22 protein-coding genes are annotated in these 24,073 nt (G+C 41.2%); 6 read left to right on the top strand and 16 right to left on the bottom strand.

Annotated features, from left to right (window positions below; genetic code table 11):
- Positions 1–39: 39 nt before the first annotated feature.
- Positions 40–1,710, bottom strand: a complete 1,671-nt coding sequence (locus ABJ384_RS08145) for an FMN-binding glutamate synthase family protein (RefSeq protein ID WP_349926647.1) — start codon at positions 1,708–1,710, stop codon at positions 40–42.
- A 535-nt stretch (positions 1,711–2,245) separates the two neighbouring features.
- A complete protein-coding gene (locus ABJ384_RS08140; protein WP_349926645.1) occupies positions 2,246–3,247 on the bottom strand; it encodes a WYL domain-containing protein in 1,002 nt (333 codons plus the stop codon).
- 234 nt (positions 3,248–3,481) lie between these two features.
- Here ABJ384_RS08140 and ABJ384_RS08135 point away from each other — a divergent pair, with 234 nt between their 5' ends.
- Genes ABJ384_RS08135 through ABJ384_RS08120 form a run of 4 tightly spaced genes read left to right on the top strand, consistent with a single transcriptional unit; the run spans position 3,482 to position 7,212 of the window.
- Positions 3,482–5,041, top strand: coding sequence for a circularly permuted type 2 ATP-grasp protein (locus tag ABJ384_RS08135; RefSeq protein WP_166168961.1), 1,560 nt, complete (start codon positions 3,482–3,484; stop codon positions 5,039–5,041).
- A 24-nt stretch (positions 5,042–5,065) separates the two neighbouring features.
- Positions 5,066–5,668, top strand: coding sequence for an alpha-E domain-containing protein (locus ABJ384_RS08130; RefSeq protein WP_349926643.1), 603 nt, complete (start codon positions 5,066–5,068; stop codon positions 5,666–5,668).
- Positions 5,665–6,444 (top strand): transglutaminase family protein, encoded by a 780-nt coding sequence (locus tag ABJ384_RS08125; RefSeq protein WP_349926641.1) that lies wholly within the window; start codon positions 5,665–5,667, stop codon positions 6,442–6,444. The genes ABJ384_RS08130 and ABJ384_RS08125 overlap by 4 nt, the downstream gene beginning before the upstream one ends.
- A 27-nt stretch (positions 6,445–6,471) precedes the next feature.
- Complete coding sequence (locus ABJ384_RS08120; RefSeq protein ID WP_086197263.1) at positions 6,472–7,212, top strand: proteasome-type protease; 741 nt, start codon at positions 6,472–6,474, stop codon at positions 7,210–7,212.
- A gap of 65 nt (positions 7,213–7,277) precedes the next feature.
- Here the strand turns inward: ABJ384_RS08120 and alr are convergent, their stop codons facing one another.
- The 12 genes from alr to ppsA all read right to left on the bottom strand — a co-directional run bounded on the left by alr (position 7,278) and on the right by ppsA (position 20,218).
- The gene (gene alr, locus ABJ384_RS08115; protein WP_349926639.1) at positions 7,278–8,342 is read right to left on the bottom strand and encodes an alanine racemase; all 1,065 of its coding nucleotides are present in this window, start codon (positions 8,340–8,342) and stop codon (positions 7,278–7,280) included.
- A 300-nt stretch (positions 8,343–8,642) separates the two neighbouring features.
- Positions 8,643–10,088 (bottom strand): replicative DNA helicase, encoded by a 1,446-nt coding sequence (gene dnaB, locus ABJ384_RS08110; RefSeq protein WP_349926638.1) that lies wholly within the window; start codon positions 10,086–10,088, stop codon positions 8,643–8,645.
- 260 nt (positions 10,089–10,348) lie between these two features.
- Positions 10,349–10,795: a 50S ribosomal protein L9 gene (rplI, locus tag ABJ384_RS08105; RefSeq protein WP_086197266.1), complete on the bottom strand. Its 447-nt coding sequence runs from the start codon at positions 10,793–10,795 to the stop codon at positions 10,349–10,351.
- 9 nt (positions 10,796–10,804) lie between these two features.
- Positions 10,805–11,032: a 30S ribosomal protein S18 gene (rpsR, locus tag ABJ384_RS08100; protein ID WP_004719336.1), complete on the bottom strand. Its 228-nt coding sequence runs from the start codon at positions 11,030–11,032 to the stop codon at positions 10,805–10,807.
- 12 nt (positions 11,033–11,044) lie between these two features.
- Positions 11,045–11,431, bottom strand: a complete 387-nt coding sequence (gene rpsF, locus ABJ384_RS08095; RefSeq protein WP_086197267.1) for a 30S ribosomal protein S6 — start codon at positions 11,429–11,431, stop codon at positions 11,045–11,047.
- Between the two features lie 316 nt (positions 11,432–11,747).
- On the bottom strand, positions 11,748–12,626 hold the full coding sequence (gene cyoE, locus ABJ384_RS08090; protein WP_349926634.1) for a heme o synthase: 879 nt from the start codon (positions 12,624–12,626) through the stop codon (positions 11,748–11,750).
- Positions 12,627–12,636: 10 nt separating this feature from the next.
- Positions 12,637–12,963 carry a cytochrome o ubiquinol oxidase subunit IV gene (locus tag ABJ384_RS08085; protein ID WP_086197269.1) on the bottom strand — a complete coding sequence of 109 codons (327 nt, stop codon included), beginning with the start codon at positions 12,961–12,963 and terminating at the stop codon, positions 12,637–12,639.
- Positions 12,963–13,583, bottom strand: coding sequence for a cytochrome o ubiquinol oxidase subunit III (gene cyoC, locus ABJ384_RS08080; protein ID WP_086197270.1), 621 nt, complete (start codon positions 13,581–13,583; stop codon positions 12,963–12,965). The genes ABJ384_RS08085 and cyoC overlap by 1 nt, the downstream gene beginning before the upstream one ends.
- Positions 13,584–13,587: 4 nt before the next feature.
- Positions 13,588–15,576, bottom strand: a complete 1,989-nt coding sequence (cyoB, locus tag ABJ384_RS08075; protein ID WP_349926632.1) for a cytochrome o ubiquinol oxidase subunit I — start codon at positions 15,574–15,576, stop codon at positions 13,588–13,590.
- Positions 15,577–15,579: 3 nt separating this feature from the next.
- On the bottom strand, positions 15,580–16,650 hold the full coding sequence (gene cyoA / locus ABJ384_RS08070; protein WP_086197272.1) for a ubiquinol oxidase subunit II: 1,071 nt from the start codon (positions 16,648–16,650) through the stop codon (positions 15,580–15,582).
- 318 nt (positions 16,651–16,968) lie between these two features.
- Positions 16,969–17,739, bottom strand: coding sequence for an RDD family protein (locus ABJ384_RS08065; RefSeq protein ID WP_349926630.1), 771 nt, complete (start codon positions 17,737–17,739; stop codon positions 16,969–16,971).
- Between the two features lie 100 nt (positions 17,740–17,839).
- The gene (ppsA, locus tag ABJ384_RS08060; protein ID WP_086197274.1) at positions 17,840–20,218 is read right to left on the bottom strand and encodes a phosphoenolpyruvate synthase; all 2,379 of its coding nucleotides are present in this window, start codon (positions 20,216–20,218) and stop codon (positions 17,840–17,842) included.
- Between the two features lie 153 nt (positions 20,219–20,371).
- On the opposite strand from ppsA, the gene ABJ384_RS08055 reads away from it, so the two are divergent.
- Together ABJ384_RS08055 and ABJ384_RS08050 are read left to right on the top strand one after the other, a co-directional pair.
- On the top strand, positions 20,372–21,208 hold the full coding sequence (locus tag ABJ384_RS08055; RefSeq protein WP_086197275.1) for a pyruvate, water dikinase regulatory protein: 837 nt from the start codon (positions 20,372–20,374) through the stop codon (positions 21,206–21,208).
- A gap of 66 nt (positions 21,209–21,274) precedes the next feature.
- Positions 21,275–22,045: a hypothetical protein gene (locus ABJ384_RS08050; RefSeq protein ID WP_349926627.1), complete on the top strand. Its 771-nt coding sequence runs from the start codon at positions 21,275–21,277 to the stop codon at positions 22,043–22,045.
- A gap of 43 nt (positions 22,046–22,088) precedes the next feature.
- On the opposite strand, the gene ABJ384_RS08045 is transcribed toward ABJ384_RS08050, so the two are convergent.
- Together ABJ384_RS08045 and ABJ384_RS08040 are read right to left on the bottom strand one after the other, a co-directional pair.
- On the bottom strand, positions 22,089–22,643 hold the full coding sequence (locus tag ABJ384_RS08045; RefSeq protein ID WP_349926625.1) for a flavoprotein: 555 nt from the start codon (positions 22,641–22,643) through the stop codon (positions 22,089–22,091).
- 378 nt (positions 22,644–23,021) lie between these two features.
- Positions 23,022–24,023 (bottom strand): LLM class flavin-dependent oxidoreductase, encoded by a 1,002-nt coding sequence (locus tag ABJ384_RS08040; protein ID WP_349926623.1) that lies wholly within the window; start codon positions 24,021–24,023, stop codon positions 23,022–23,024.
- Positions 24,024–24,073: the final 50 nt, after the last annotated feature.

Genomic DNA, 24,073 nt, shown 5'->3' with positions numbered 1-24,073 from the left:
TTAGCATTTAAAATAAGTCTCTCTGAATTTGTGCCGTGATTAAAATCTATCCGAATGGGCTAAATTCCAGATGCGATAATAGAAGTTTTCAGTATCCTCAGCTTTGCAGTTGAGTAATTCACCTTCTTTTAACCAGAAGTGCAACTGGGCATAGTTCTTGATTTCCCGGTCATTAATGCGCTGGGCTAAATGATGCGGCTTGATATCCGCTGGATGTTTTAAGCCTGCGACTGCAATCATTTCGGATAAGGCACGCAGGGTATTTTTTTGAAAATTCAAAACACGAACTGCTTTGCTGGGAACATGCAGGGCTTTTTGCCGTTCCTGGTCCTGGGTGGTAACACCAACCGGGCATTGGTTGGTATGACAACTTTGCGCCTGAATACAGCCTACGGCAAACATAAAGCCACGTGCTGAATTGACCCAGTCTGCCCCAATCGCCATGGTGCTGGCAATGTCAAATGCACTGATAATTTTACCGCTTGTGCCTATCTTGATTCGATTTCTTAAACCTGCACCGACCAGGGTGTTATGGACAAACAGTAAACCTTCACGTAAAGGCGTACCCACATGGTCAATCAGTTCAATCGGGGCAGCACCACTACCACCTTCAGAGCCATCTACCACAATAAAGTCCGGCACAATTTGAGTTTCAAGCATGGCTTTGACGATACTCATGAATTGCCAAGGCTGGCCAATACAGAGTTTAAAGCCCACCGGTTTACCGCCAGACAGTTCACGCAGTTGCTGTATAAAATGCATCATTTCAATCGGAGTGCTAAATGTAGAATGTTGTGCTGGAGATACGCAATCATGTTCCCGACTCACTCCGCGTATCTGGGCAATTTCTTCTGAAATTTTGCTTTTAGGCAAAATTCCGCCATGACCCGGTTTTGCCCCTTGAGACAACTTGATTTCTATCATCTTGATTTGCGGTAATCGTGCTTGCTTGGTAAATTTTTCTGGATCGAACTGACCCTCCAGAGTACGGCAGCCAAAGTAGGCACTGCCGAGTTCCCAGACAATATCTCCGCCATTTTCCAGATGGTAAGGACTGATACTGCCTTCACCCGTATCATGGTAAAAATTGCCCATTTTCGCCCCCAGATTCAACGCCCGAATCGCATTGGCGCTCAGGCTACCAAAACTCAGGGCGGAGATATTCATAATGGAGGCGTTATAGGGCTGTCGACACTGATCATTGCCGATTTGAATACGGAAGCTTTCAGGATCGGCAGGTTTGCATGGTGTAATGGAATGGGTAATAAAACGGTAATCTTGCTGATAGACATCAATCAGGGAACCAAACGGTTTATCGGCATTTTTATTCTTGGCACGTTGATAAACCAGACTGCGTTGCATCCGTGAAAAAGGCAGGGCATCCTGATCGTCTTCAATAAAATATTGCCGGATTTCAGGACGAAACTCTTCAAAAATAAAACGAAAATGTCCAATGATGGGATAATTTTTCAGGATTGAATGCTGATTTTGCAAGATATCATATACACCAACAAGGGTCAGGATTCCTGAGATCAGCCATAAAGAATTCAGAAAGGGATCGGAAAGAAAATAATGAATAGATTGAGGCTCATAGATAATTCGAAACCAGCTAATCGTTAAGGTAATAAAAATACAGCTAAACCAGACCGAGTATCGTGAGAAAAAAGTATTTAAAAGTCTATGTCTGACGGCTTGGGCTGGAACTGGCATTTTCATGTTTCCATCAAATGGTTCATAATATGAATTTGCCTATTTTATATACACTGTACAAGTTCTGATTTGTAAAACCACTAAAAGCAGGTAAGAGTAAATCTTAGCTGTTAAGGTTGAGAGTACAGGCATTCTTGAATTTAATGAAAGTCGGACTGAACACTACAGAAGAATATATAAACATAGGGAAATAGAAATTCAGAATAAATACTTAATCAATAATCAGATTAACACTGCTGATCTTATGCTTTCACAAAGCGGAGAGTTTGAATTACATTGGTTTTATCTAAGCCACAGAGGTAATTTATATGACGATGAAATCCATTCGCTATAACAGCGGAGAACTGGCGTGCTAGAGCACAATATGTTTTTCTCCACGTGTAAAATCCGTCACCATCAAGCTTTGTGTCGGGGTGAGAAAATAAAGCTTGATGTTCTAGAAGCCTACCAGACAATACTAAAAATAGATCCAAGCAGAAATATTCTTCTATAGTCCCAAAGATTGGGACTTTTTTTATTGTTTATTTCAGTGCTTTTATTCATCTGCGATTTGACGAACTGCATTTGAAACATCAATCGGCTCAATGTGCTGAATCTTGTTGCCAAAACTCCTTAACCACCATGCCAGTTGTGAAGTGAAAGGTACGGTTGCAATGACTTGGGCCAAACCATTCTCTAATTTTTCAATCACCTGGTCCGTGCTGAGCTGGCTTTCATCAAAGTAATGTGCATCTTCTTCTGTCATGGTCAATTTTAATGTCACATTTTGGGTCGGTTTGTTATAGTCGACCCTAAAGCCTAAGGCACCGGATTCAATATAGGCATCAATATCAAAGTTAACCGGATGCATCGCGCGCGAATTTAGCACCACAGCCGATTTAAAACGATGCAGGGCAAAGGTCTGAATATCGGTTTTATCATGGCGGGTACAAATCAAATAAATAATCGCACCTTTTTGTACCAACGCTAAGGGATTTAAAATATAGGTTTTTTCTTCGCCAGAATGGCTGCGTCCCTGGTAAACACATTCCAGCTGTTTGTCTTGCAGCAAGCCTTCATAAATGGCTTGTTGTGCCAGTTTGTCGACGACAGGGGGAATCAGCGGTTGAGTCGCCGGGACAATACGCACACGGTTAATCCATTGGCGTACATTGTTTTGGGTCGACAAGCTGCGACGTGCCAGATCAAACCATGGATTCATCTCTTCAATCAGGCTAGGCGGCAACAGGTGTTTTAAATGTTCTTCGACCATCATAAAGGTGACCGCTTGCGAGCTGGTCATATGCGGCAAACTTTGAATAGGCGCATCTGAACGCCAGCGCCAGCCTTGAGGCACGGTTTTACTGCTTTCAATCGGAAAACGTAGCGAGATCTGATTTAAATCACGTTGAATGGTACGCAGGCTGATATCAATGCCTTCACGCTGCAAAATTTCCTGTAATTCACGGGTGCCCATCCATTTCCCGGTAGAAAGACGAGATAAAATTTGCCACTGACGATACAGGCTATTTGATGTTTCTTTTTCTTGTGAAGACATAACTAAAATTAAAGAACCAGTAGAGTGTTTATATATCCATTAAATGATGAACACAATAAAAAAACTGAATTATTTTCGCAAGCATGGGCGTCTGTAACTCTGCATATTTTGCTCCAGATTTATGCAAAAAATGATGTTGAATGCATAAAATCATCATAGCTCAATAACTTAAAGAATGATTGGCATGTTTATTGCTGGAGTCTAATCACAATAGAAAACAATGACGAGGTTTGTATGCTTAAAGAGAATCAAGATACAAATTCAATTTCTTTATTAGAAAATTTTGCTCACAGTGATATCGGGACTAATAGTAGCGTGACTACGGTAAATCAAGTAAAGCCACAAAATAAGGTAAATGCATTATTTCAACAGTTCAAATCACATTTCTTTAATGAGCTGGTTGATGATCGAGCCATGTCCGGGGAAACCTGCCAAAAGATAGAACATTGGTTATCACAGCATACCTTGGAAGAGTTAAAGTCGCTTAACCAGACCGCCAAGGAGCATTTTTTATATGATGGTATTACTTTTACCGTCTATGGGGAATCGGAAGGAATTGAACGAACCATTCCTTATGATCTGATCCCGCGTGTCATTGAAAAAAAACAATGGAACAAGGTGTCACTTGGCTGTGCACAAAGAGTGCGCGCGCTGAATTTATTTTTACATGATATTTATCATCAACAGGACATTTTGAAAGCCAATATTGTGCCTGAGTTGCAGGTGTTGGCTCATGAAGCCTATCAGCCACATATGTATGCACATGACCTGAAAGGAAAAATTTACAGTCAAATCAGTGGGATCGATATTATCCGTGACCGTCATGGTGAATTTTATGTGCTGGAAGATAATTTAAGAACGCCATCCGGTGTGTCTTATATGCTGGAAAGCCGGAAAATTAGCCAAAAAATAATGCCACAGCTGTTCCAGCAAAATAACGTTTTGGGTATTGAACAATATCCTCAGTTACTCAAAGAGATCCTTGTTGAAAATGCCTATGTAGATAAGCCTTTTATTGTGGTCTTGACTCCGGGTCGTTATAACAGCGCATATTATGAACATTCCTTTTTGGCAAGGGAAATGGATGTGCCTTTAGTGACATCACGTGACCTTTTTGTAGAGAACGATAAGGTTTATGTCAAAACGATTCGTGGCAGACAGCGGGTTGATGTAATTTATCGGCGAGTCGATGATGCATATCTCGATCCTTTATGCTTTTTGCCGGATAGCACCTTGGGTGTGCCTGGCTTAATGTCAGCTTATTTAAATCACAATGTGGTGATTGCCAACGCGCCGGGTACCGGAGTGGCTGATGATAAATCGATCTATCCGTACGTGGATAAAATGATCCATTTTTATCTGGGCGAGCAGGCCATTTTAAAAAATGTACCGACTTATCTGTGTCGGGAAAGTGAAGATCTGGAATACGTCTTAGCCAATCTGGAACAACTGGTGGTGAAAGAAGCACAGGGTTCAGGCGGTTATGGAATGTTGATTGGCCCACATGCCTCAAACAGCCAGATTGAATCTTTTAGAGACAAAATTAGTGCGGCACCGCATTTGTATATTGCGCAGCCGACGCTAGATTTATCGGTTTGCCCGACTTTAACCGATTTTGGCGTGGCAGAGCGTCATATCGATTTGCGCCCATTCGTCCTTAGCTCACCATATCGAACCGAGATTGTACCGGGTGGCTTGACACGGGTAGCCATGCAGGCAGGGTCGCTAGTGGTGAATTCTTCACAAGGTGGTGGCATTAAAGACACCTGGGTTGTCGATAATCTGCATTCATAGACCTTTAACCATGGGAAGGAAATCATGATTTTATTAAATAGTAATGCTCAGCACATTTTTTGGTTAGGTCGTTATTTAACCCGGATTCAATATACCTGTAGCCAGTTTCCGTTTGTGGAAGATCAGGAGGCATTGCAATATGCCCATGCTTTTTGCTTGCCGGCTTTTGATGCGAGTTCACTCAATGCATTATTGCTGGATGCTGAACAGCCGTCGTCTTTTCATCAACAATTTCAATATGCCAAAGACAACATACAGGACTTGCGTGGCATACTTTCAGCCAAGACTTATGCAGAGCTGAATCAGCTAATTAAAAATGCTCATGCGAATGCGAGCTATATATGTGACGTGGCAGCAGATTGCCATGATGTGATAGAGGCTGAATCGGCAGATGTGTTTCTGTTTTTTAGTTTGGGACAGAATATTGAGCAGTTGGACAGACAAATTCGTCTAAAACAGCAACAAAACACAACTTTAGACAATATTGATAAAATTGTTGATCTGCTGGCTCAGATTGGCTGGGATAAGCTGGATGCTGCCTGGCAGCAGCTTAAATTAAACCCGGATAGTATGAATTTTTATCACTTTAGTGATCATATTCAACAGCTGTTTGAGGTGGATGTATGAAGTTGATGATCAATCACCAAACGCATTATCAATATAGTGATCATGCCTGTAACAGCATTCAGTATATTAAAATGACGCCGACCAGTAATGCCCATCAGCAGGTGCATTGCTGGGATGTCAGCGTGCCAGGACAAAAAGAAATAAAAAACGATGCCTTTAACAATATCTGGATTACCAGTTCGCAGCGCCAGCCTTACAGCCAAATGACTATCATGGCACAGGGCATTGTCGAGATTAACCCTGATACGCAATCTGGAGTTGCTACTGACATCAATCCACAATTATTTTTGCAGCCTACCACAAGTACGCTGTGCAATGCCGACATGAAAAGTTTTGCAGATTGCTATGTTCCTCGCATTAATCGGGCTAACTTGATTGTGCTGTCTGAAGCCATCTTGAATTATATTCCCTATACACCTAAGCAAACTTCGGTTCATACCTCTGCAATCGAGGCTTTTCAATGCCGACAGGGTGTATGTCAGGATCACAGCCATGTCTTTATTGCCATGTGTAAATATTTAGGCTTGCCGGCACGTTATGTATCAGGTTATTTATTTGTACCCTATACCTCTCATCTTGCCAGTCACGCTTGGGCAGAGGTTTTTTTTGAAAATACGTGGTATTGTTTTGATACCAGCAACCAGTTATTTACGCCTAATGCACATATATATGTCGCCATAGGCCGGGATTACTGGGATGTTGCGCCAGTGCGAGGTATACGAGAGCGTGGAGGTATTGAATCCATGAGCTCTATTGTTCAAGTGCTCGCTTGCTGAAAATTTTAAAGTCATAAGGAGTTTCTAATGACTTATTGTTGTGCGCTACGGTTAAAAGACGGCCTGGTTTTTGTAAGTGATACCCGTACCAATGCCGGAGTTGATCACATCTCGGTATTTCGCAAGCTCTATATCTTTGGTGTGGAAGGAGAACGGTTTTTAACCATCCAGACATCAGGGAATTTAGCCACAACTCAAGCAGTGATTGGTCACTTAAACAACCATCTGGAACTTAAACAGGAACCGAATTTATATAGTGTAAATACTATGTTTGAGATGGCGGAACTGGTGGGGCACACCTTGAAAAAAGTGATTGCCGATGTGGTTGAAGATGCTCACACGCATGAACAAAGTAATTATTATTGCAGCATTTTGCTGGGCGGGCAGATTCAAGGGTCAGAAATGCAACTGTATAATATTTACCCGCAAGGCAATTTTATTTGTGCCACAGAAGATACTCCGTATTTTCAGATTGGTGAAAGTAAATATGGCAAGCCCATACTCGACCGGGCTTTAATTTATGAAATGCCTTTAGATGAAGCCGTACGCTGTTGTTTAATCTCTTTTGATTCTACCTTGCGTTCTAATGTTTCTGTAGGGATGCCACTTGATACGGTCGTGTATAGAAAAGATTCTTTGCATATTCCGAATGGCAAACGAATTTATGAAGAAGATCCCTATTTCTGGAAACTCAGTAAACAGTGGTCAGATACTTTGCGCCGTGGCTTACAGGAATTGCCAATCCCGACTGATGATTATCTAGAGTAATAAGCAGTTATGAGATTGTAAAAAACCCAAGTACAAGCTTGGGTTTTTTATTGGGATTTAAAATATTATTTCCTTATAGGACGTGCACTTAAACGACAGAGTAGCTCATAACCGATGGTACCATTGGCTTCGGCAACCTCATCAACCAGACGGTTTTTACCCCAGAGTTCAACTTCAGTTCCAAGCGGAGCATCCATACCGGTCACATCAATGGCAATCATGTCCATGGCAACGCGACCAATCACACTGGTCGCTTGACCGTTAATAGATACATAGTTCTGTTTAGGGAAGGCACGAGGGTAGCCATCTCCATAACCAATTGAAACGATAGCGAGGTCCATGTCTTTGTCAGCGGTAAAGGTGGAGCCATAACCGACATGTTCACCTGCCTGAATGTGGTTTAGGGCAATAATTTCAGCCGTAAAAGTCATGACCGGTTTAAGTCCTAAATCATGGACGGATTGATCTGCAAATGGTGATGCACCATAAAGCATGATTCCTGGACGGACAAAATCAAAATGCAGTTCAGGCCATTTATAAATGGCAGCGGAATTACAGCAAGAGCCCATCACGGGCGCACAAGCTTGTTTCACTTGCAGGAACTGATTTTTTTGTTGTTCATTTAAAGGATGGTTGGCATCGGCATTGGCAAAGTGCATGGCCAGTACACAAGTAAAACCCTCAGCTTTAAGCGAATCAATTACTTCAATAATTTCAGGTACTTTAAAACCAAGACGGTTCATACCGCTATTCAGCTTGACCCAAACTTTTAATTTTTTGCCAATATAAGCATTTTTATGTGCTCGTAACCAATCAAGTTGCTGATGGTGATGGATTACACATTCAATATTGTTCTCTATCACCACCTGCATTTCATCTTCAGAAAAAATGCCTTCAATGAGGGTAATCGGTTGCTTATAGCCAAGTTCACGAATTTCTAAAGCTTCTTCCAGGCAGGCGACACCAAAAGCATCCGTTTCACCCAAGGCTGCTAAACAGTCTTTGACTCCATGTCCATAAGCATTGGCTTTGACCATACTGACAATTTGAGCAGTCGGTGCAAGTTGTTTGACACGGTTTAAATTATATTGAAGGGCTTCTCTATCAATATAAACTGTTGCTTGGCGCACCCTCGTCACTCCTTGGGATTACAATAAAAAATTACAGCAATTTGTTATATCAAATCGCTTATAAGCTCTACATAAGAATATTATAGATATGCTATTCCTCAGTCTTGAAAATGAGGAACTTAAGCAAAATGGAGAGGGATATTGTAGTCCTATGACTGAAAATAAACACTAAGTTAAAGTGTATTTTTCACCAAATATTAAACAGAAAAAATTTATGTAATACGTAGCAGTGATGAATTAAAGCAATGGTACAAGAAAAATAAATTTAAAAAAACGAGGTCAGCACCTCGTTTTTATATCTTATTCTTCATCATCATATTGAGCGTAGAACTCAGGTGAGAGATTGCTAAAGCGCGTGTATTGACCTTCAAAAGCAAGACGAACCGTACCGATCGGTCCGTTACGCTGCTTACCGATAATAATCTCGGCAGTACCGGCTTCTTTGGATTCCTTGTTATACACTTCGTCACGGTAAATGAACATGATCAAGTCGGCATCCTGCTCGATCGCACCAGATTCACGTAAGTCGGACATCACCGGACGTTTATTTGGACGGTTTTCCAGTGAGCGGTTCAGCTGAGAAAGTGCAATGACAGGACAGTTCATCTCTTTAGCCAAGGCTTTTAAGCTGCGGGAAATTTCTGAAATCTCGCCGACACGGTTGTCACCCATACCAGGTACTTTCATGAGCTGAAGATAATCGACCATGATGCAGCCAATTTTTCCGCCATGTTGTTTGGCAATACGACGGGCACGGGCACGTAATTCCGTCGGAGGCAGGGCAGAAGAATCATCGATGTACAGATGTTTTTCCTGTAGCTGTAAAATGGTACCGGTGACTTTAGACCATTCATCGCCATCCAGTTTACCGGCACGCAGATGACCCTGATGGACTTTACCGTAAGCAGAAATCAGACGCATGGCAATCGAATCTGCGGGCATCTCCATAGAGAAAACCAGGGCAGGCAAGTCACAGTTAAACAGCACACTTTCCACCAGGTTCATGGCGAAAGTGGTTTTACCCATAGATGGACGTGCAGCCACAATAATCAAATCACCAGCCTGCATACCTGAAGTTTTATTATCCAGTTCCACGAAACCTGATGTTAAACCGGTAATGTTGCCTTCCATTTGGGAAAGTTCATTCAACTTATCAAAAACATCGGCGACTACCGCATTAATTGGTTTTGGGCCTTGGGCTTTGGCATTGTTGTTATGCTGTTCAGCAATGGAGAAGATGTTAGTTTCAGCTAAATCCAGAATTTCACTCACTGTACGACCTTTGGTGTCATAAGCGTTCTGTAAAATTTCAGAGCTGACTTTAATCATGCTGCGTAAGGTTGAAAATTCTTTAATTTTATTGGCATAAGTTTCAAGGTTATAAAAGCTGGAAGGAGAATCTGCCATTAATTGCATTAAGTATTCTTCGCCACCCACAGCTTCAAGCAGGTTCTGTTTGATCAGCCAGTCATTGACCAATACGGCATCATAAGGCGAGTTTTCCTGGGCTAATTTTTCAATGGCACGGAAAATATATTTATGACGTGTGGCATAGAAATCATTTTCACTTAATACATCACCGACTTGCTCAAAAGATTCAGCGACCGTCATCAGCGCGGCAAGAACAGCTTGTTCAATTGCCAAGTTATGCGGAGGAGTACGAAACTCTTTAAGTTGGCCTGACTCATTTGCTTTATTATCTACTTTAACTGAGTTAAGCATAGCGCTGGCATTCGCCTGTGACATATAAAACCCTAATTTTAAATGCAATAAATGAGTAATTTGAAAAAAATGCCGAAGAATAAAAAAGGTATTATCTTCGTATAAACAGATGATACGCGCTCTTAAAAAAAATGCGAATCGAAAATTTCATTTATTTAAGTATTTAAAAACAGTCAAAATAAATGAAGTGAACAAGGTCTATATCAGGGTTAATTCAACTATTTTGACTATTTTTAGAGATAAAAAAAGAGCATGCAAAAGCATGCTCTTTTTCTTGCAAGAAATTACTCAGATACGATAGTAACGAGAACTTCAGCAATAACATCATGATGCAATTGGATTGCGATGTTGAATTCACCAGTGTGACGAAGCGCACCGTTTGGTAAACGAACTTCTGCACGGTCAACTTCAAGACCTGCATTAGTTAAAGCGTCAGCGATGTCACGAGTACCGATAGAACCGAATAGTTTACCTTCGTCACCAGCTTTAGCAGTGATTACGATGTTAACTTCGTTCAATTGGTCAGCACGTGCTTGAGCAGCAGCTAAAACGTCAGCTTCAGCTTTCTCAAGTTCAGCACGACGAGCTTCAAAAGCAGCAGTGTTAGCTTCAGTCGCTGCAACTGCTTTACCTTGAGGGATAAGGAAGTTACGGCCGTAACCAGCTTTAACTGATACTTTATCGCCTAATTTACCAAGGTTTTTAATGCGTTGTAATAAGATAATATCCACAGCTCAACCTCACTTATGATTGTCAGTGTAAGGGATCAACGCTAAGTAGCGAGCTTGTTTGATAGCAAGCGCCAATTGACGTTGGTAACGAGCTTTAGTACCTGTAATACGGCTAGGAACAATCTTGCCGTTTTCAGTGATGTACTGTTTCAAAGTATCGATATCTTTGTAGTCGATGTACGTAACGTTCTCAGCTGTAAAGCGGCAGAACTTGCGACGACGGTAAAAACGTGCCATGTAATGTTCTCCTTATGCTTCAGCAGAGTCTTGAGCTTGTTGTGCTTCTTCACGTTGAGCTTTACGCGCACGTTTTTCTTCAGCACTCTTAGCAAGTAAAGACTCTTCAGTGATAGCGTGTTCACGACGAATAATAACATTACGAAGGATTGCATCGTTATAACGGAACAATTCTTCTAATTCATTAAGCGTAGCTTGACCACATTCAACGTTCATTAAAATGTAGTGAGCTTTGTGAATTTTGTTAATTGGGTAAGCCAATTGACGACGGCCCCAATCTTCTAAACGGTGAATTTGACCTTCAGCTTCTTTGATGTGAGTTAGGTAACGTTCTACCATACCCACAACTTGATCGCTTTGGTCTGGATGTACCAAAAGTACGATTTCGTAGTGACGCATTGTCAGCTCCTTACGGTTTATACAGCCTCTGCAAATACAAGCAGAGGCAAGGAGTCACAACCAAAGTTGTGTCGCATAAATTGCGAAGCGTGAATTTTAGAGCCTTTGCTGGTTAAATACAAGGTTTGAGGAGAGCAAAAAGCAAAAATACTGAAAATAGTGCTGAGCTAAATCTTGCCGAACATGAAATGAAGAATAAAAGGAATTTACTTACTGAAAGTGTGTGAATGAAAATAAGAAGGGTAAGCAAAATATAATGAGAAAGGTGCAAAGTGTATGACATATCTAATTAAAAGATAGAGTAGGACTCTATCTTTTAAAAAAATATGATGGGTAATTGTGGGGCTGTTGAAGTGAAACTAAACAACAGGCTGATGACAGTGATTAATTTGACAGAGAACATAAAATATTGCTTTGCCCATAACTGATCATTTTCAGCTTTAAAGCCTTGAATACTCAAATACACCCAGTACAGACACAAAAGGTTCAGTACGACCACATAAATCCAATTTGTATAACCATAAACAAATAATCCATTCATGGTGATACAGAACAATACAACGTAAATAAGAGACTCGATCTTGGTACGATGAATTGAACGTGCTACAGGTAAAATTGGAATCCCTGCATTTTTGTAATCTTCAAAGCGGTAAATTGCAATTGCCCAAGAGTGAGGCATTTGCCAAAGTGCATACCCAAGAAAAATAAGTAAAGCACCCATGTCAAACTGATTTGCAACAGCGGTATAACCAATTACAGGTGGAGCCGCACCAGAAATACTACCGACAATGGTTTGATGGATTGTTGTCCGTTTTGTCCATAAGCTGTAAAAACCAACATATACAACAAAACCAATAACAGCAAATAAAAAAGCGTACTGATTGACCCAAAACCACAAAATGCTAAAACCAGCGAATCCAAGTACTAGGGAATAAACCAAAGCAACAGGAACGGAAACTGATTTTTTAACCATCGCACGATTTTGCGTACGTTGCATCTTTTGGTCGATGTCTTGGTCAATGATGTTATTGACTACACAACCTGATGCCACAACCAGAGTGGTACCGAGAAGGGTGATGATAAGAAGAAGGAAATCTACAGAACCTTGGGCAGCTACAAAGTAGCCACCCAAAGTGGTAACGAAGTTACCAAAGAGAATTCCTGGCTTAGTCAGGAATAAATACTTTTTCAGCATGACAACCAGTTTAGATCATCATGTTGTAGTGAAGGTAGTTCATGATCCATACAGAACCAACCAAAAGGATGGCAATGGTCAGAATCGTATAAACGAATGCAATAACGTTCCAGCGTTGCTCTGAAGAAGAGTTCATGTGCAGGAAATAAATTAACTGTACAAGAATCTGAGCAACTGCAGTAATTGCAATCACGGTAATCAAGATACCACGGCCAAAACCACCAGCCATCACCATTCCGAAAGGAATGATGGTCAGGATGATAGATAGGATAAAGCCAACTGTATATTGTTTAACGTTACCGTGTGCTGCACCAGCTGAATTGTGATCGTGACTCATTAGAGAACTCCCATCAAGTAAACTACGCTGAATACACAGATCCAAACGATGTCAAGGAAGTGCCAGAACAAGCTTAAGCATGCAAGACGACGAGTGTTTGGAAGAGTCAAACCATATTTCTTGATTTGAACCATTAACACGATCATCCATACCAAACCAGAAGTTACGTGAATACCGTGTGTACCTACCAGCGTAAAGAACGAAGATAAGAATGCACTTGTGCTAGGGCCATGACCTGCATGAACTAAATGATTGAACTCATATAATTCCATGCCGATGAACGAAGCACCAAATACCCAAGTAATTGCAAGCCAAGTCAGAACTTTAGATACGTCTTTCTTGTAGGCAGCAAGAACAGCAAAGCCGAACGTTACAGACGAAATCAAGAGGGCGAAAGTTTCAGTTAATACAAAACTGAGAGATTCACCAAAAAGATCTCGTGCACTTGGAGTACCAACTGGAACGTGACTGCTTAATACAGCAAACGCGATGAAGAGTGTACCGAATAGGATCAAGTCACTCATCAAGTAAGACCAGAAACCAAAGACCGTGATGTCAGTATCATCATGATGATGATGTTCATCGTGTCCGTGGTTATCGTGATGAAGTACTTCAGCCATAGTCTTAGTCCTTCTTCAAGTGTTTTTCAAGTTGTGCATAACGTTCGTTTTCGATGCGTTCAACTTCAGCAGCTGGAACATAGTAATCCACTTTCTTGGTGAAAGAAGACACGATGAAGCTAATGATCGCAGAAACGAATGTAATCGCTACTAACCACCAGATGTGCCAGATTAAAGCAAAGCCCATAACAGTAATGAACATCGCGATAACAAAACCAGCCGCACGGTTGGTTGGCATATGAATGTCTTCATACTTGGTTGGTTTGGTGTATGCAATACCGTTTTCTTTGTCAGTCCAGAAAGTATCAATACCGTTGATCTTTGGAAGATAGGCAAAGTTATAGAACGGAGCAGGAGATGAAGTTGACCATTCAAGTGTACGGCCATCCCAAATGTCGCCAGTAACGTCCATGTTTTTCTCGCGTTGCAAGAAGCCCACTACGATTTGCATAACGAAACATGCAATACCTAGTGCAATAAGAACCGCACCGAACAATGCAATATTTACATATGGATCCCATTCAGGGTTGTCAAATGTATTCAAACGACGAGTCATACCCATGAAACCAAGGATATAAAGTGGCATGAACGCAAAATAGAAACCGATGAACCAGAACCAGAATGCCGCTTTACCCCAAGCTTCATTTAACTGCCAGCCAAACATTTTTGGCCAGTAGAAGATGATACCTGCGAACATCGCAAACACTACACCACCAATAATTACGTTATGGAAGTGAGCGATAAGGAATAAAGAGTTGTGTACCAGGAAGTCCGCTGGTGGAACTGCCATTAATACGCCTGTTAAACCACCGATACCGAAAGTCACAAGGAAGCCAAGTGTCCAAAGCATTGGTGTTGTATAGGTAATGCGGCCCTTGTACATGGTGAATAACCAAGAGAAGATTTTTACACCAGTCGGGATCGCAATAATCATTGTCATGATACCAAAGAACGCGTTAACGTTGGCACCTGCACCCATAGTAAAGAAGTGGTGAACCCAAACAATAAGTGATAACACACCGATTGCTATAGTTGCGTACACCATTGATTTGTAACCGAACAATGCTTTACGGCAGAACACGGCAGTAACTTCTGAGTAAATACCAAAAGCTGGTAATACCAAGATGTATACTTCTGGGTGACCCCAAGTCCAGATCAAGTTTACATATAGCATTGGGCTACCACCCAAGTCATTTGTAAAGAAGTGGAAGTCGAAGTAACGGTCAAGTGACAACATTGCAATAGTCGCAGTTAATACTGGGAATGTCGCAATGATAAGTACAACAGTAACTAAAGATGTCCAAGTGAAAATAGGCATATCCATAAGGGTCATGCCAGGTGCACGCATTTTAATGATGGTAACGAAGAAGTTAACACCAGTTAAAAGTGTACCCAAGCCTGAAATCTGCAGTGCCCAAATGTAGTAGTCTACACCTACGCCAGGAGAATATTCGATACCTGATAGAGGAGGATAAGCCATCCAACCTGTTGCAGCGAATTCACCTAAAGCAAGAGAAGCCATTACCAGACCGGCAGCGCCAGCGAATAGCCAGAAGCTTAAAGAGTTTAATAGCGGGAAGGCAACATCACGTGCACCGATTTGAAGTGGTACAGAAATGTTCATCAAACCAACCACAAGACCCATCGCTACGAAGAAGATCATGATTACGCCATGCGCAGTAAAGATCTGATCGTAATGTTCTGGGTGCAAGTAACCTTCACCACCACCTTTTGCAAGGAACTGTTGAAGACGCATCATGATCGCATCGGCAAAACCACGCAGAAGCATGACAATCGACACGATGATATACATGATACCAATTTTTTTATGGTCTACAGATGTGAACCATTCGTTCCACAAATAGCCCCATTTTTTGAAATAGGTGATACCTGCAAACAGTGCAAGACCGCCTAGGACCATCATGGCAACTGTCACCAGCACGATTGGATCGTGAGGGATTGCATCCGGACCTAACTTACCTAAGAAGCTCATGTCTTATTCCTCTACAGAAGCAGTCGCATGTTCAACATTTGCATGAGCTTCAGAAGCAGCAGCTTCATGACCAGCAGCGGCTGAGTGATCAGCACCGTGGTAATTACTCATGTATTTGTTAATCACAGATTCGAACAGTTTAGGTTCTACTGAAGAATAATAAGTCACTGGGTGTGGCTTAGTCGGATAAGGCTTCAACGCTTCAGCAGCAGCCTTCTCTTCAGGAGTTTGCGCTTTCGCAACGATTGCTTCGATTTGGTGCTTAGAGCGGTTACCGTCACGTAAGGTTGCAAATTCAGCTTGATCTAAAACTGTTTTTTGAACAGCTTGAGGATTAATGGTATTACCATTACCCGCTTTAACTGCAGCAACCCATTCAGCAAACTGAGCATCAGTCACAGAGTGTGCACGGAAACGCATTTGCGAGAAACCATAACCTGAATAGTTAGAAGAGAAACCGCGGAAGCCTTCAGCAGGACTGGTTTCATTTGCCAAGAAGTTCAGGTGAGTTTGCATACCCGCCATAGCATAAATCTGACCAGACAATGCAGGGATGAAGAACGAGTTCATTGTGAAGTTAGAAGTTAAACGCAGGCTAACCGGAGTTTTTTCTGGGAAACGAATTTCGTTAACAGTCGCAATGTTTTGTTCTGGATAGATAAAAATCCATTTAAACTGTTCAGCAATAACCTGAACATTTAAAGGTGCTTTATCTGATTCTAGCGGACGGTATGGGTCATACTTGTGGGAACCCCACCAAGTTAACCAAGCTAAAATACCAATAATAATAACAGGAACACCCCAGACTACAATTTCAATTGCAGTAGAGTGTGCCCATGTAGGTTTATAGTCTGCATCTTTATTCGACGCGCGATATTTCCATCCGAACCATAATGCCATAATCGCTGATGGAATAACCACCAATAGCATTAAGTAAATCGCAGTCAACATGAGGTTTGATTGACCTTCAGCAACTGGACCTTTGGAGTTCAGAAGTACTAAATCACCACCACACCCAGTCAAGAGTGCAGCCATCGCAGATAAAGACAATACAGCTAAAATTGTTTGTCTCATTTTACAACCTCGGTGAAGAGTCCCATTCCCTAATTTAATATGGGATAGCGATTAAAGTGTCGCATGATTGGAAATGTTTATTTTTCACTTAGAAAATCCAAGCACAGTAAAGCCTTCCCAATCATGAGGCACCGCTACGTTGTAGGGCATTATGCCTGATATCGACAAACTAAGCTATATGTAAAGTGGCTTTAAATATCTGTTATAAAAACTGATTTTTTTACTCGGAATTAAGCTTTTATTATATGAATTTTATTTTAATATCAATATTCTGCGGAAAAACAGGGATATAAAAACAATCCCTGTCTAATTATATGCTTATTGTTTAACCACTTTGGTTTTGGCTAACTTATCATGTAAGGTCTGGCGCTTTTCGCCCAGTGCAAAAACATGATCAATAATTGTAATAAATGGCATAAATAGCAAATTTAAAACGATAAAAATAAAGCTACGTAAAGTGAAAGCACGCATCAGGCTGACTTTTTCACCATTGTCGGCATCTACAATTTTAATTTTGGTCAGTTTTTTACCGATGCTTTGCCCGGATTTTGCCAACATAAATGCCTGTATACCTAGCATAATAATGAGGTAAATAAACATGGTCTGCCAGGCTTCAGAAGGTATAAGGGTAAATAATTCCTGTTGCAATTGCATGGCTTGAGTGGAAGTCTCGGCCGATTGCATTTTTTGCTGAATCTCGGATAACTGGTTAAATTGCTCCGGTTTTAGGAAAAATGACGGAATTGCGGCTGCAGGTAGCCAGAGTAGCAAGTCAATGATTTTTGCCAAAATACGGGTTGGAATTGCAGCCAACTCCTGTCGGACAGTTGCTTTTTTTCCCACCTGAACTTTACGAATAGCTGAATTCTGTACAGGCTCAGGTTCTGGAAAAGCCGCAGGTGCGATATAGCCTTCAGGTGTATATACAAGTTTACCTTGGGTTAATTCACCTAAAGCCTTCCATTCGGTCATACCTTGATGCCATGCCAAATCTGTTAGCAGCACTTGTTGGCTAGCGAGCATTTGGTTCAACTGCTCTAAGGTGTATGGACCAGCTTGTTGATTATTACGAGCCAAGTAAATTTGCATAAATATTAAATCTCAAAACGTAAATTAGGTTTGTATAGCAAACCCTTAAATTATAGATGAAAAAAAAGACCCAAATGTGGGTCTTTTTTAACATGTTTTATTAGGCTTGTTGAGCTTTTTCTTCTGCAAGGAAGAACCAAGTGTCTAAAACTGAGTCCGGGTTTAAAGAAACAGACTCAATACCTTGTTCCATCAACCATTTAGCTAGGTCAGGGTGATCAGAAGGACCTTGACCACAAATACCTACATATTTGCCTGCTTTACGGCATGCATGGATTGCCATAGAGAGAAGTGCTTTAACCGCTGGGTCGCGTTCATCAAATAGGTGAGAAACGATACCTGAGTCACGGTCTAAACCAAGCGTTAACTGAGTCAGGTCGTTAGAACCGATAGAGAAACCATCGAAGTGCTCAAGGAACTGTTCCGCTAACAATGCATTGGTTGGCAATTCGCACATCATGATCACTTTCAGACCATTCTCGCCACGTTTCAGACCATTCAATGCCAATAATTCAATGACACGTTTCGCTTCGTTTACTGTACGTACGAATGGAATCATGATTTGAATGTTGGTTAAGCCCATTTCGTCACGAACTTTTTTCAATGCACGGCATTCAAGTTCGAAGCAGTCACGGAAGTTGTCAGAAACGTAGCGGCTTGCACCACGGAAACCAAGCATTGGGTTTTCTTCTTCTGGTTCGTATAACTTACCACCGATCAGGTTGGCATATTCGTTTGACTTAAAGTCAGACATACGCACGATCACTGGTTTGTCAGCGAATGCAGCAGCAAGGGTAGAAATACCTTCAACCAGTTTCTCTACATAGAACTCGATTGGAGAAGCGTAACCTGCAGTACGTGCCATTACAGCAGCGCGAGTTTCGCGTGGAAGGCTGTCAATGTTCAGCAATGCTTTAGGATGCACACCAATCATACGGTTGATGATGAATTCAAGACGTGCCAGACCAATACCTGCGTTTGGAATTTGTGCGAAGTCAAATGCACGGTCAGGGTTACCTACGTTCATCATGACTTTAAATGGAAGCGCAGGCATAGATTCGATAGAGTTACGTTGAACTTCGAAATCTAAAGCACCTTCATAGATAAAGCCTGTGTCACCTTCGGCACAAGAAACAGTTACTTCTTGACCATCGGTCAGAACTTCAGTTGCATTACCACAACCTACAATCGCTGGAACACCAAGTTCACGTGCAATGATGGCAGCGTGACAAGTACGGCCACCACGGTTGGTGACAATAGCAGCAGCACGTTTCATCACTGGTTCCCAATCCGGGTCAGTCATGTCAGATACGAGTACGTCACCATCTTGTACTTTATCCATCTCTTTAATCGAAGTGACGATGCGGACTTTACCAGAACCGATACGTTGACCAATTGAACGGCCTTCACAAACCACAGTACCTTTTTGTTTAAGCAGGTAGCGTTCCATAGTGCCGACATTTTCACGGCTTTTTACGGTTTCTGGACGTGCCTGAACGATATAAAGCTGACCGTCATCACCATCTTTGGCCCATTCGATGTCCATTGGGGCACCGTAATGTTCTTCAATGATCAAGGCTTGTTTTGCAAGTTCTTGCAGCTCATGATCATTTAAGGCAAATTGTTGACGCTCTTGTTTTTCAACGTCGACGACAACGACAGATTTACCTGCTGCACCTTCTTCACCATAAATCATTTTTTGGTGTTTAGAGCCCAGATTGCGACGCAGGATAGAATGCTTGCCGTTTTTAAGAAGCGGTTTAGAAATATAGAATTCGTCAGGGTTAACTGCACCTTGAACGACCATTTCACCCAAGCCATAAGAAGCGGTAATAAATACTGCATCACGGAAACCAGATTCTGTATCCAGTGTGAACATTACACCAGCAGCACCAGTTTCAGAGCGGACCATACGTTGCACGCCAGCCGACAACGCTACGATGTCGTGGGCAAAGTTTTGGTGTACACGGTAAGAAATTGCGCGATCGTTATAAAGTGAAGCAAATACTTCCTTAATGGCTACAAGAACGTTGTCGATGCCACGGATGTTCAGGAAGGTTTCTTGTTGTCCTGCAAATGATGCATCTGGCAAGTCTTCTGCTGTTGCAGATGAACGAACGGCAACCGCGATGTCAGGGTTGCCGTTTGAAAGAGCAGCGAAAGATTCGCGAATTTCCTTTTCAAGTTCTGCTGTAAGCGGAGTTTCGACAATCCATTGACGGATTTTTGCGCCAGTTTCTGCTAGAGCTTTTACGTCATCAACATTAAGCGCTGCAAGCTCGGCGTTGATTTTAGCGTTTAGGCCACTTTGCTCGAGAAATTCACGATACGCAGCAGCTGTGGTTGCAAAACCACCCGGTACTGATACACCAGCATTAGACAAATGGCTGATCATTTCACCCAGTGATGAGTTTTTCCCACCAACGAGTTCAACGTCGTGTTTCCCTAATTTTTCTAGACCAATTACGCGCGCTTCCAAAGTTGTTACTCCACTTATGCAGTATTAATCACTATCTTGGCATGAAATTATAACAAATCGCCCAGCTTTTTGATTTACTCGGCGACACTCATGTAAGATCGGTTTACTATAAAGATTTTACAGCACTTAGACAAATATTTAAGGAGAATTTTAATGTCAGAAGGTAAACAGATTAAGCGCAGTGTGTTTTTTATCTCCGATGGGACTGCAATTACTGCTGAAACCCTGGGACACTCACTGTTAGCACAGTTTCCTCATGTAGATTTTGACATTCATATTATTCCTTATATCAGTTCCGAAGAAGCTGCGATGAATGTGGTAGCTGAAATCAACCAGCGTGCCGATCAAGATGGGCAACAACCTTTGGTGTTTGATACCTTGGTAGACCCGTATGTGCGTGATATTATCAATACTGCAAATGCAGTAAATCTTGATGTTTTTGAAGGGCTTATTGGAAAATTGTCTGAGGTGCTGGGTACTGCGCCTACAACTTTAGTCGGACAAACCCATGCTGTAACCGATTCTGAGTCATATAAAGCACGGATTGATGCAGTGCATTTTGCCCTAGATAACGATGATGGCGCACGCACACGTCATTATGACAAGGCCGATCTGATCCTGATTGGGGTTTCCCGTTCCGGTAAAACACCGACTTCAATTTATCTTTCATTACAGTTTGGAATTCGTGTGGCGAACTATCCGCTGACCGAAGAAGACCTGGATGACAACCGTTTACCTGCGGTGTTAAAGGCACACAAGCATAAGCTATTTGGTTTAATGATTGATGCTGAACGACTTGTAGCGATTCGTAGCGAACGTAAAGCCAATAGCCGTTATGCAAGTTTTAATCAATGCCAAATGGAACTGCGTGCCGTAGAAGGCATTTATATTTCAGAAGGCATTAAATATCTGAATGTTTCTGAAATGTCGATTGAGGAAATTTCAACCCGTGTTTTACAGATGACAGGTTTAAAACGTCGTATTGGCTAATTTAAAAATGGAGTTAAATTCAGATTTAACTCCATTTCTATAATCGAAAATATAGAGCGTAATTATATGAATAAAGTATTAAAAATAAATAAAATAACTCTTGGTTTTGCTTGGTTTAGTCTGATAACTGCACATGTTTTTGCACAATCTGTAGCTGATTTTGAAACCCAAATGATCAAACAATATGATCAAAGGCGTTTAGCAGACAGTTATGAGAGTGAGGGTGTTAATCAGGAGGTGGCTGTAAAAGTAGCCGATTTTATTCAGAGTCATCCACACAGTTTCCACTATAATTTTAAAAATCTAGCCAGCAAAAACATGGTTTCTATACATTATAGCCCTGATCAAAAGCTGAAATTTTATACATTTGATATTTCAGCTGGCGGTACGATGCGGGAATTCGAATCTTATGTGCAATTTAAACAGGGCAATAAAGTTGTTACTCAGGCGGTGAATGATGGAGGATTTATACGATCCATTCAGCAAACTGAGCTGAATAAAGCACCCACTTATTTTATTTCAAGTACCTATATTGGCAGCAGTTGTGTAGGGACCTATGCCATTCAGGCAGCGCAAATTAGAAATGTGAAATATCAAGCTGTCGAGGTATTTAAAATCGGAACGAAAGTACTGAACCATATTGATGTCAGTTATGACTGTCATTATTATCCAGAAAATATCCAGCCTTTTGATATGAATCGGCACTATATTCGTGTTTCCAAAAATCTTAAAAACATCGATATTTTAGTCATTAAGCCATCAGGTGAATTAACTTCTAATTATTTGCGTTATCAAAAGGCTAAAAATTATTATCAATATATCGGCATAGTAAAATAAAATACATAAGAGCGGCTGATATGTCTGTTTTTATGTTGAAACATCAATAGGTAGTAATAATGACATCTACTAAATGTTCAACACCTTCCATGCTTTGTACTGCATTTTCAGTAATTTTTACCACAGGCCAGGTAATCAGCTTGCAGTTATCCTGTTGCAGCGCAGTGTAATAACGATCCGATTTGAGAAAAACCTTGTTTCCAGATGCCGAATTGGGCATTAACTGGCGTTTTAACCAGGTATTTTGAACTTGGGAATCCAGATAGCGAATAGCCAGTAATGATTTTATGCGGGTATTAAATAAACGACGATTCTTGATAATCAAAGGATGCGAAAGTAGTTTGTGAATGCCTTTTTCAGTTTGAGGTAAGATAAAAAGTGGTGTAATTTGAAATACTTCTACAAATTTTGCGGTATTGCAGATCTGTTCCAGATGCATAACTGTCATCTGGTTGCCCCCAACAATAGCTACATTTAAATTAGTGAAATCGAAGTTGTTAATATCTTTAGAAGCGACGATTTTCCCCTGGAATTTCTGGAAAAAATCGGGTGCATTTTGAAAGAACCCATCCAACGGATTCTTTTTCTTGTTGACCATTTTTATATCCTTTTTTATTTTTACTTTTGTTGCAGTTTGTTCTGTACTTCATAGGTATATCCAAGATGGAACTTTGGGTAAAGATTTTTCTGGAATCTTGTCAGTCATCGCCATCATGGCATCGGTAGGAATATGAAACCATTTTTTAGGTCTGTTGAAGCCATTATGTACACCTCTAAAGTCATGGTTTAATGACAAGTGTATGAAAAAGCCGGACAATGTAATTTGCTTAAGTACTTAAAGTGAGATGCCTCGAACACACATGTTTGTAAATGTTATCCAGTCTTATTGCTAAAAATAGATCAGATGATCAACTGAATGAGCAGTTGTGATAAAAAATAGCACCTCAAGCAGGTGCTATTTACGATTTTAAAAGAATTAAGCGTTTTTGATATTCATCAATAATTCAAAGTTTTCAAGACGTTTATCTGTGTCATAGATATCACAGGTAAAGATAAATTCATCGACATTATATTTTTCTAACAGGTTTTTTAAACCAGCTTTAACCGTTTCAGGTGAGCCAATTTGTGCCATGGCATAGAAACTGTCAACCGACATTTTTTCTGCAGGTGACCAGATTTCGTTAATATTTTTGATTGGCGGTTTCAACTTGCCACGTTGGTTACGGAACATTGAAATAATACGCTGATAGGGTGATGTTGCTAAATATTGCGCTTCTTCATCTGTCTGAGCGATTACCGTTGGAACACCCATTGAAACATAAGGCTGATCCAGGTATTCAGAGGGTTCAAAGTTCTCTCTATATAGCTTGATCGCCTGATCGAGCATTCGCGGTGCAAAATGTGAGGCAAATGAATAGGGTAGACCCAACTTTGCGGCCAGTTGTGCGCTAAACAAACTTGAACCGAGTAACCAGACCGGAACATGGGTACTTTGACCTGGAGTTGCCACAATACGTTGCTGTGGTAGTGGATCTTTAAAGTATTGCAGAATTTCCAGTACATCTTGTGGGAATTGATCTTCAGTTTCCCGACGGCCACGACGCAGTGCATGCATTGTATTTTGATCCGTACCCGGTGCACGACCAAGACCAAGTTCAATACGGTTTGGATAGAGTGTTGCCAAAGTACCAAATTGCTCTGCAACTATTAAAGGGGCATGGTTTGGTAGCATGATGCCGCCTGAGCCGACTTTTAAAGTCCGAGTATTTGCCAATAAATAGCCTAAGAGAACAGCAGTTGCTGAACTGGCGATGCCGGACATATTGTGATGCTCAGCGAGCCATAAGCGTTTATAATCTAATTTTTCGGCATGTTGAGCCAAAGCAAGTGCATGATGTAATGAAGATTGAATGCTTTTATTTTCACGAACAGGAACTAGGTCCAGAATTGAAAATTGGGCATCTCTTAAAGAACGCATTGGTTTTCTCTAATATCAGGGCTAAGAAAAGCATACGCTGCCTACTTGAA

The organism is Acinetobacter sp. A1-4-2 (assembly GCF_040233925.1).
Classification (GTDB): domain Bacteria; phylum Pseudomonadota; class Gammaproteobacteria; order Pseudomonadales; family Moraxellaceae; genus Acinetobacter.
The sequence above is the reverse complement of the archived record's forward strand: the minus strand, read 5'-3'. Positions and strand labels throughout refer to the sequence as shown.

Excerpts from the sequence above, each read along its gene's own strand:
- cyoC (WP_086197270.1), bottom strand. The coding sequence starts at position 13,583 with ATGGCTGAAGTACTTCATCACGATAACCACGGACACGATGAACATCAT.
- ABJ384_RS08045 (WP_349926625.1), bottom strand. The coding sequence starts at position 22,643 with ATGGTCAACAAGAAAAAGAATCCGTTGGATGGGTTCTTTCAAAATGCA.
- rpsR (WP_004719336.1), bottom strand. The coding sequence starts at position 11,032 with ATGGCACGTTTTTACCGTCGTCGCAAGTTCTGCCGCTTTACAGCTGAG.
- ABJ384_RS08140 (WP_349926645.1), bottom strand. The coding sequence starts at position 3,247 with ATGTCTTCACAAGAAAAAGAAACATCAAATAGCCTGTATCGTCAGTGG.
- ABJ384_RS08135 (WP_166168961.1), top strand. The coding sequence starts at position 3,482 with ATGCTTAAAGAGAATCAAGATACAAATTCAATTTCTTTATTAGAAAAT.
- dnaB (WP_349926638.1), bottom strand. The coding sequence starts at position 10,088 with ATGTCACAGGCGAATGCCAGCGCTATGCTTAACTCAGTTAAAGTAGAT.
- cyoB (WP_349926632.1), bottom strand. The coding sequence starts at position 15,576 with ATGAGCTTCTTAGGTAAGTTAGGTCCGGATGCAATCCCTCACGATCCA.
- ABJ384_RS08040 (WP_349926623.1), bottom strand. The coding sequence starts at position 24,023 with ATGCGTTCTTTAAGAGATGCCCAATTTTCAATTCTGGACCTAGTTCCT.
- ABJ384_RS08125 (WP_349926641.1), top strand. The coding sequence starts at position 5,665 with ATGAAGTTGATGATCAATCACCAAACGCATTATCAATATAGTGATCAT.
- ABJ384_RS08130 (WP_349926643.1), top strand. The coding sequence starts at position 5,066 with ATGATTTTATTAAATAGTAATGCTCAGCACATTTTTTGGTTAGGTCGT.
- ABJ384_RS08065 (WP_349926630.1), bottom strand. The coding sequence starts at position 17,739 with ATGCAAATTTACTTGGCTCGTAATAATCAACAAGCTGGTCCATACACC.
- rpsF (WP_086197267.1), bottom strand. The coding sequence starts at position 11,431 with ATGCGTCACTACGAAATCGTACTTTTGGTACATCCAGACCAAAGCGAT.
- ABJ384_RS08085 (WP_086197269.1), bottom strand. The coding sequence starts at position 12,963 with ATGAGTCACGATCACAATTCAGCTGGTGCAGCACACGGTAACGTTAAA.
- ABJ384_RS08055 (WP_086197275.1), top strand. The coding sequence starts at position 20,372 with ATGTCAGAAGGTAAACAGATTAAGCGCAGTGTGTTTTTTATCTCCGAT.
- ABJ384_RS08050 (WP_349926627.1), top strand. The coding sequence starts at position 21,275 with ATGAATAAAGTATTAAAAATAAATAAAATAACTCTTGGTTTTGCTTGG.
- cyoE (WP_349926634.1), bottom strand. The coding sequence starts at position 12,626 with ATGCTGAAAAAGTATTTATTCCTGACTAAGCCAGGAATTCTCTTTGGT.
- cyoA (WP_086197272.1), bottom strand. The coding sequence starts at position 16,650 with ATGAGACAAACAATTTTAGCTGTATTGTCTTTATCTGCGATGGCTGCA.
- ABJ384_RS08120 (WP_086197263.1), top strand. The coding sequence starts at position 6,472 with ATGACTTATTGTTGTGCGCTACGGTTAAAAGACGGCCTGGTTTTTGTA.
- ABJ384_RS08145 (WP_349926647.1), bottom strand. The coding sequence starts at position 1,710 with ATGCCAGTTCCAGCCCAAGCCGTCAGACATAGACTTTTAAATACTTTT.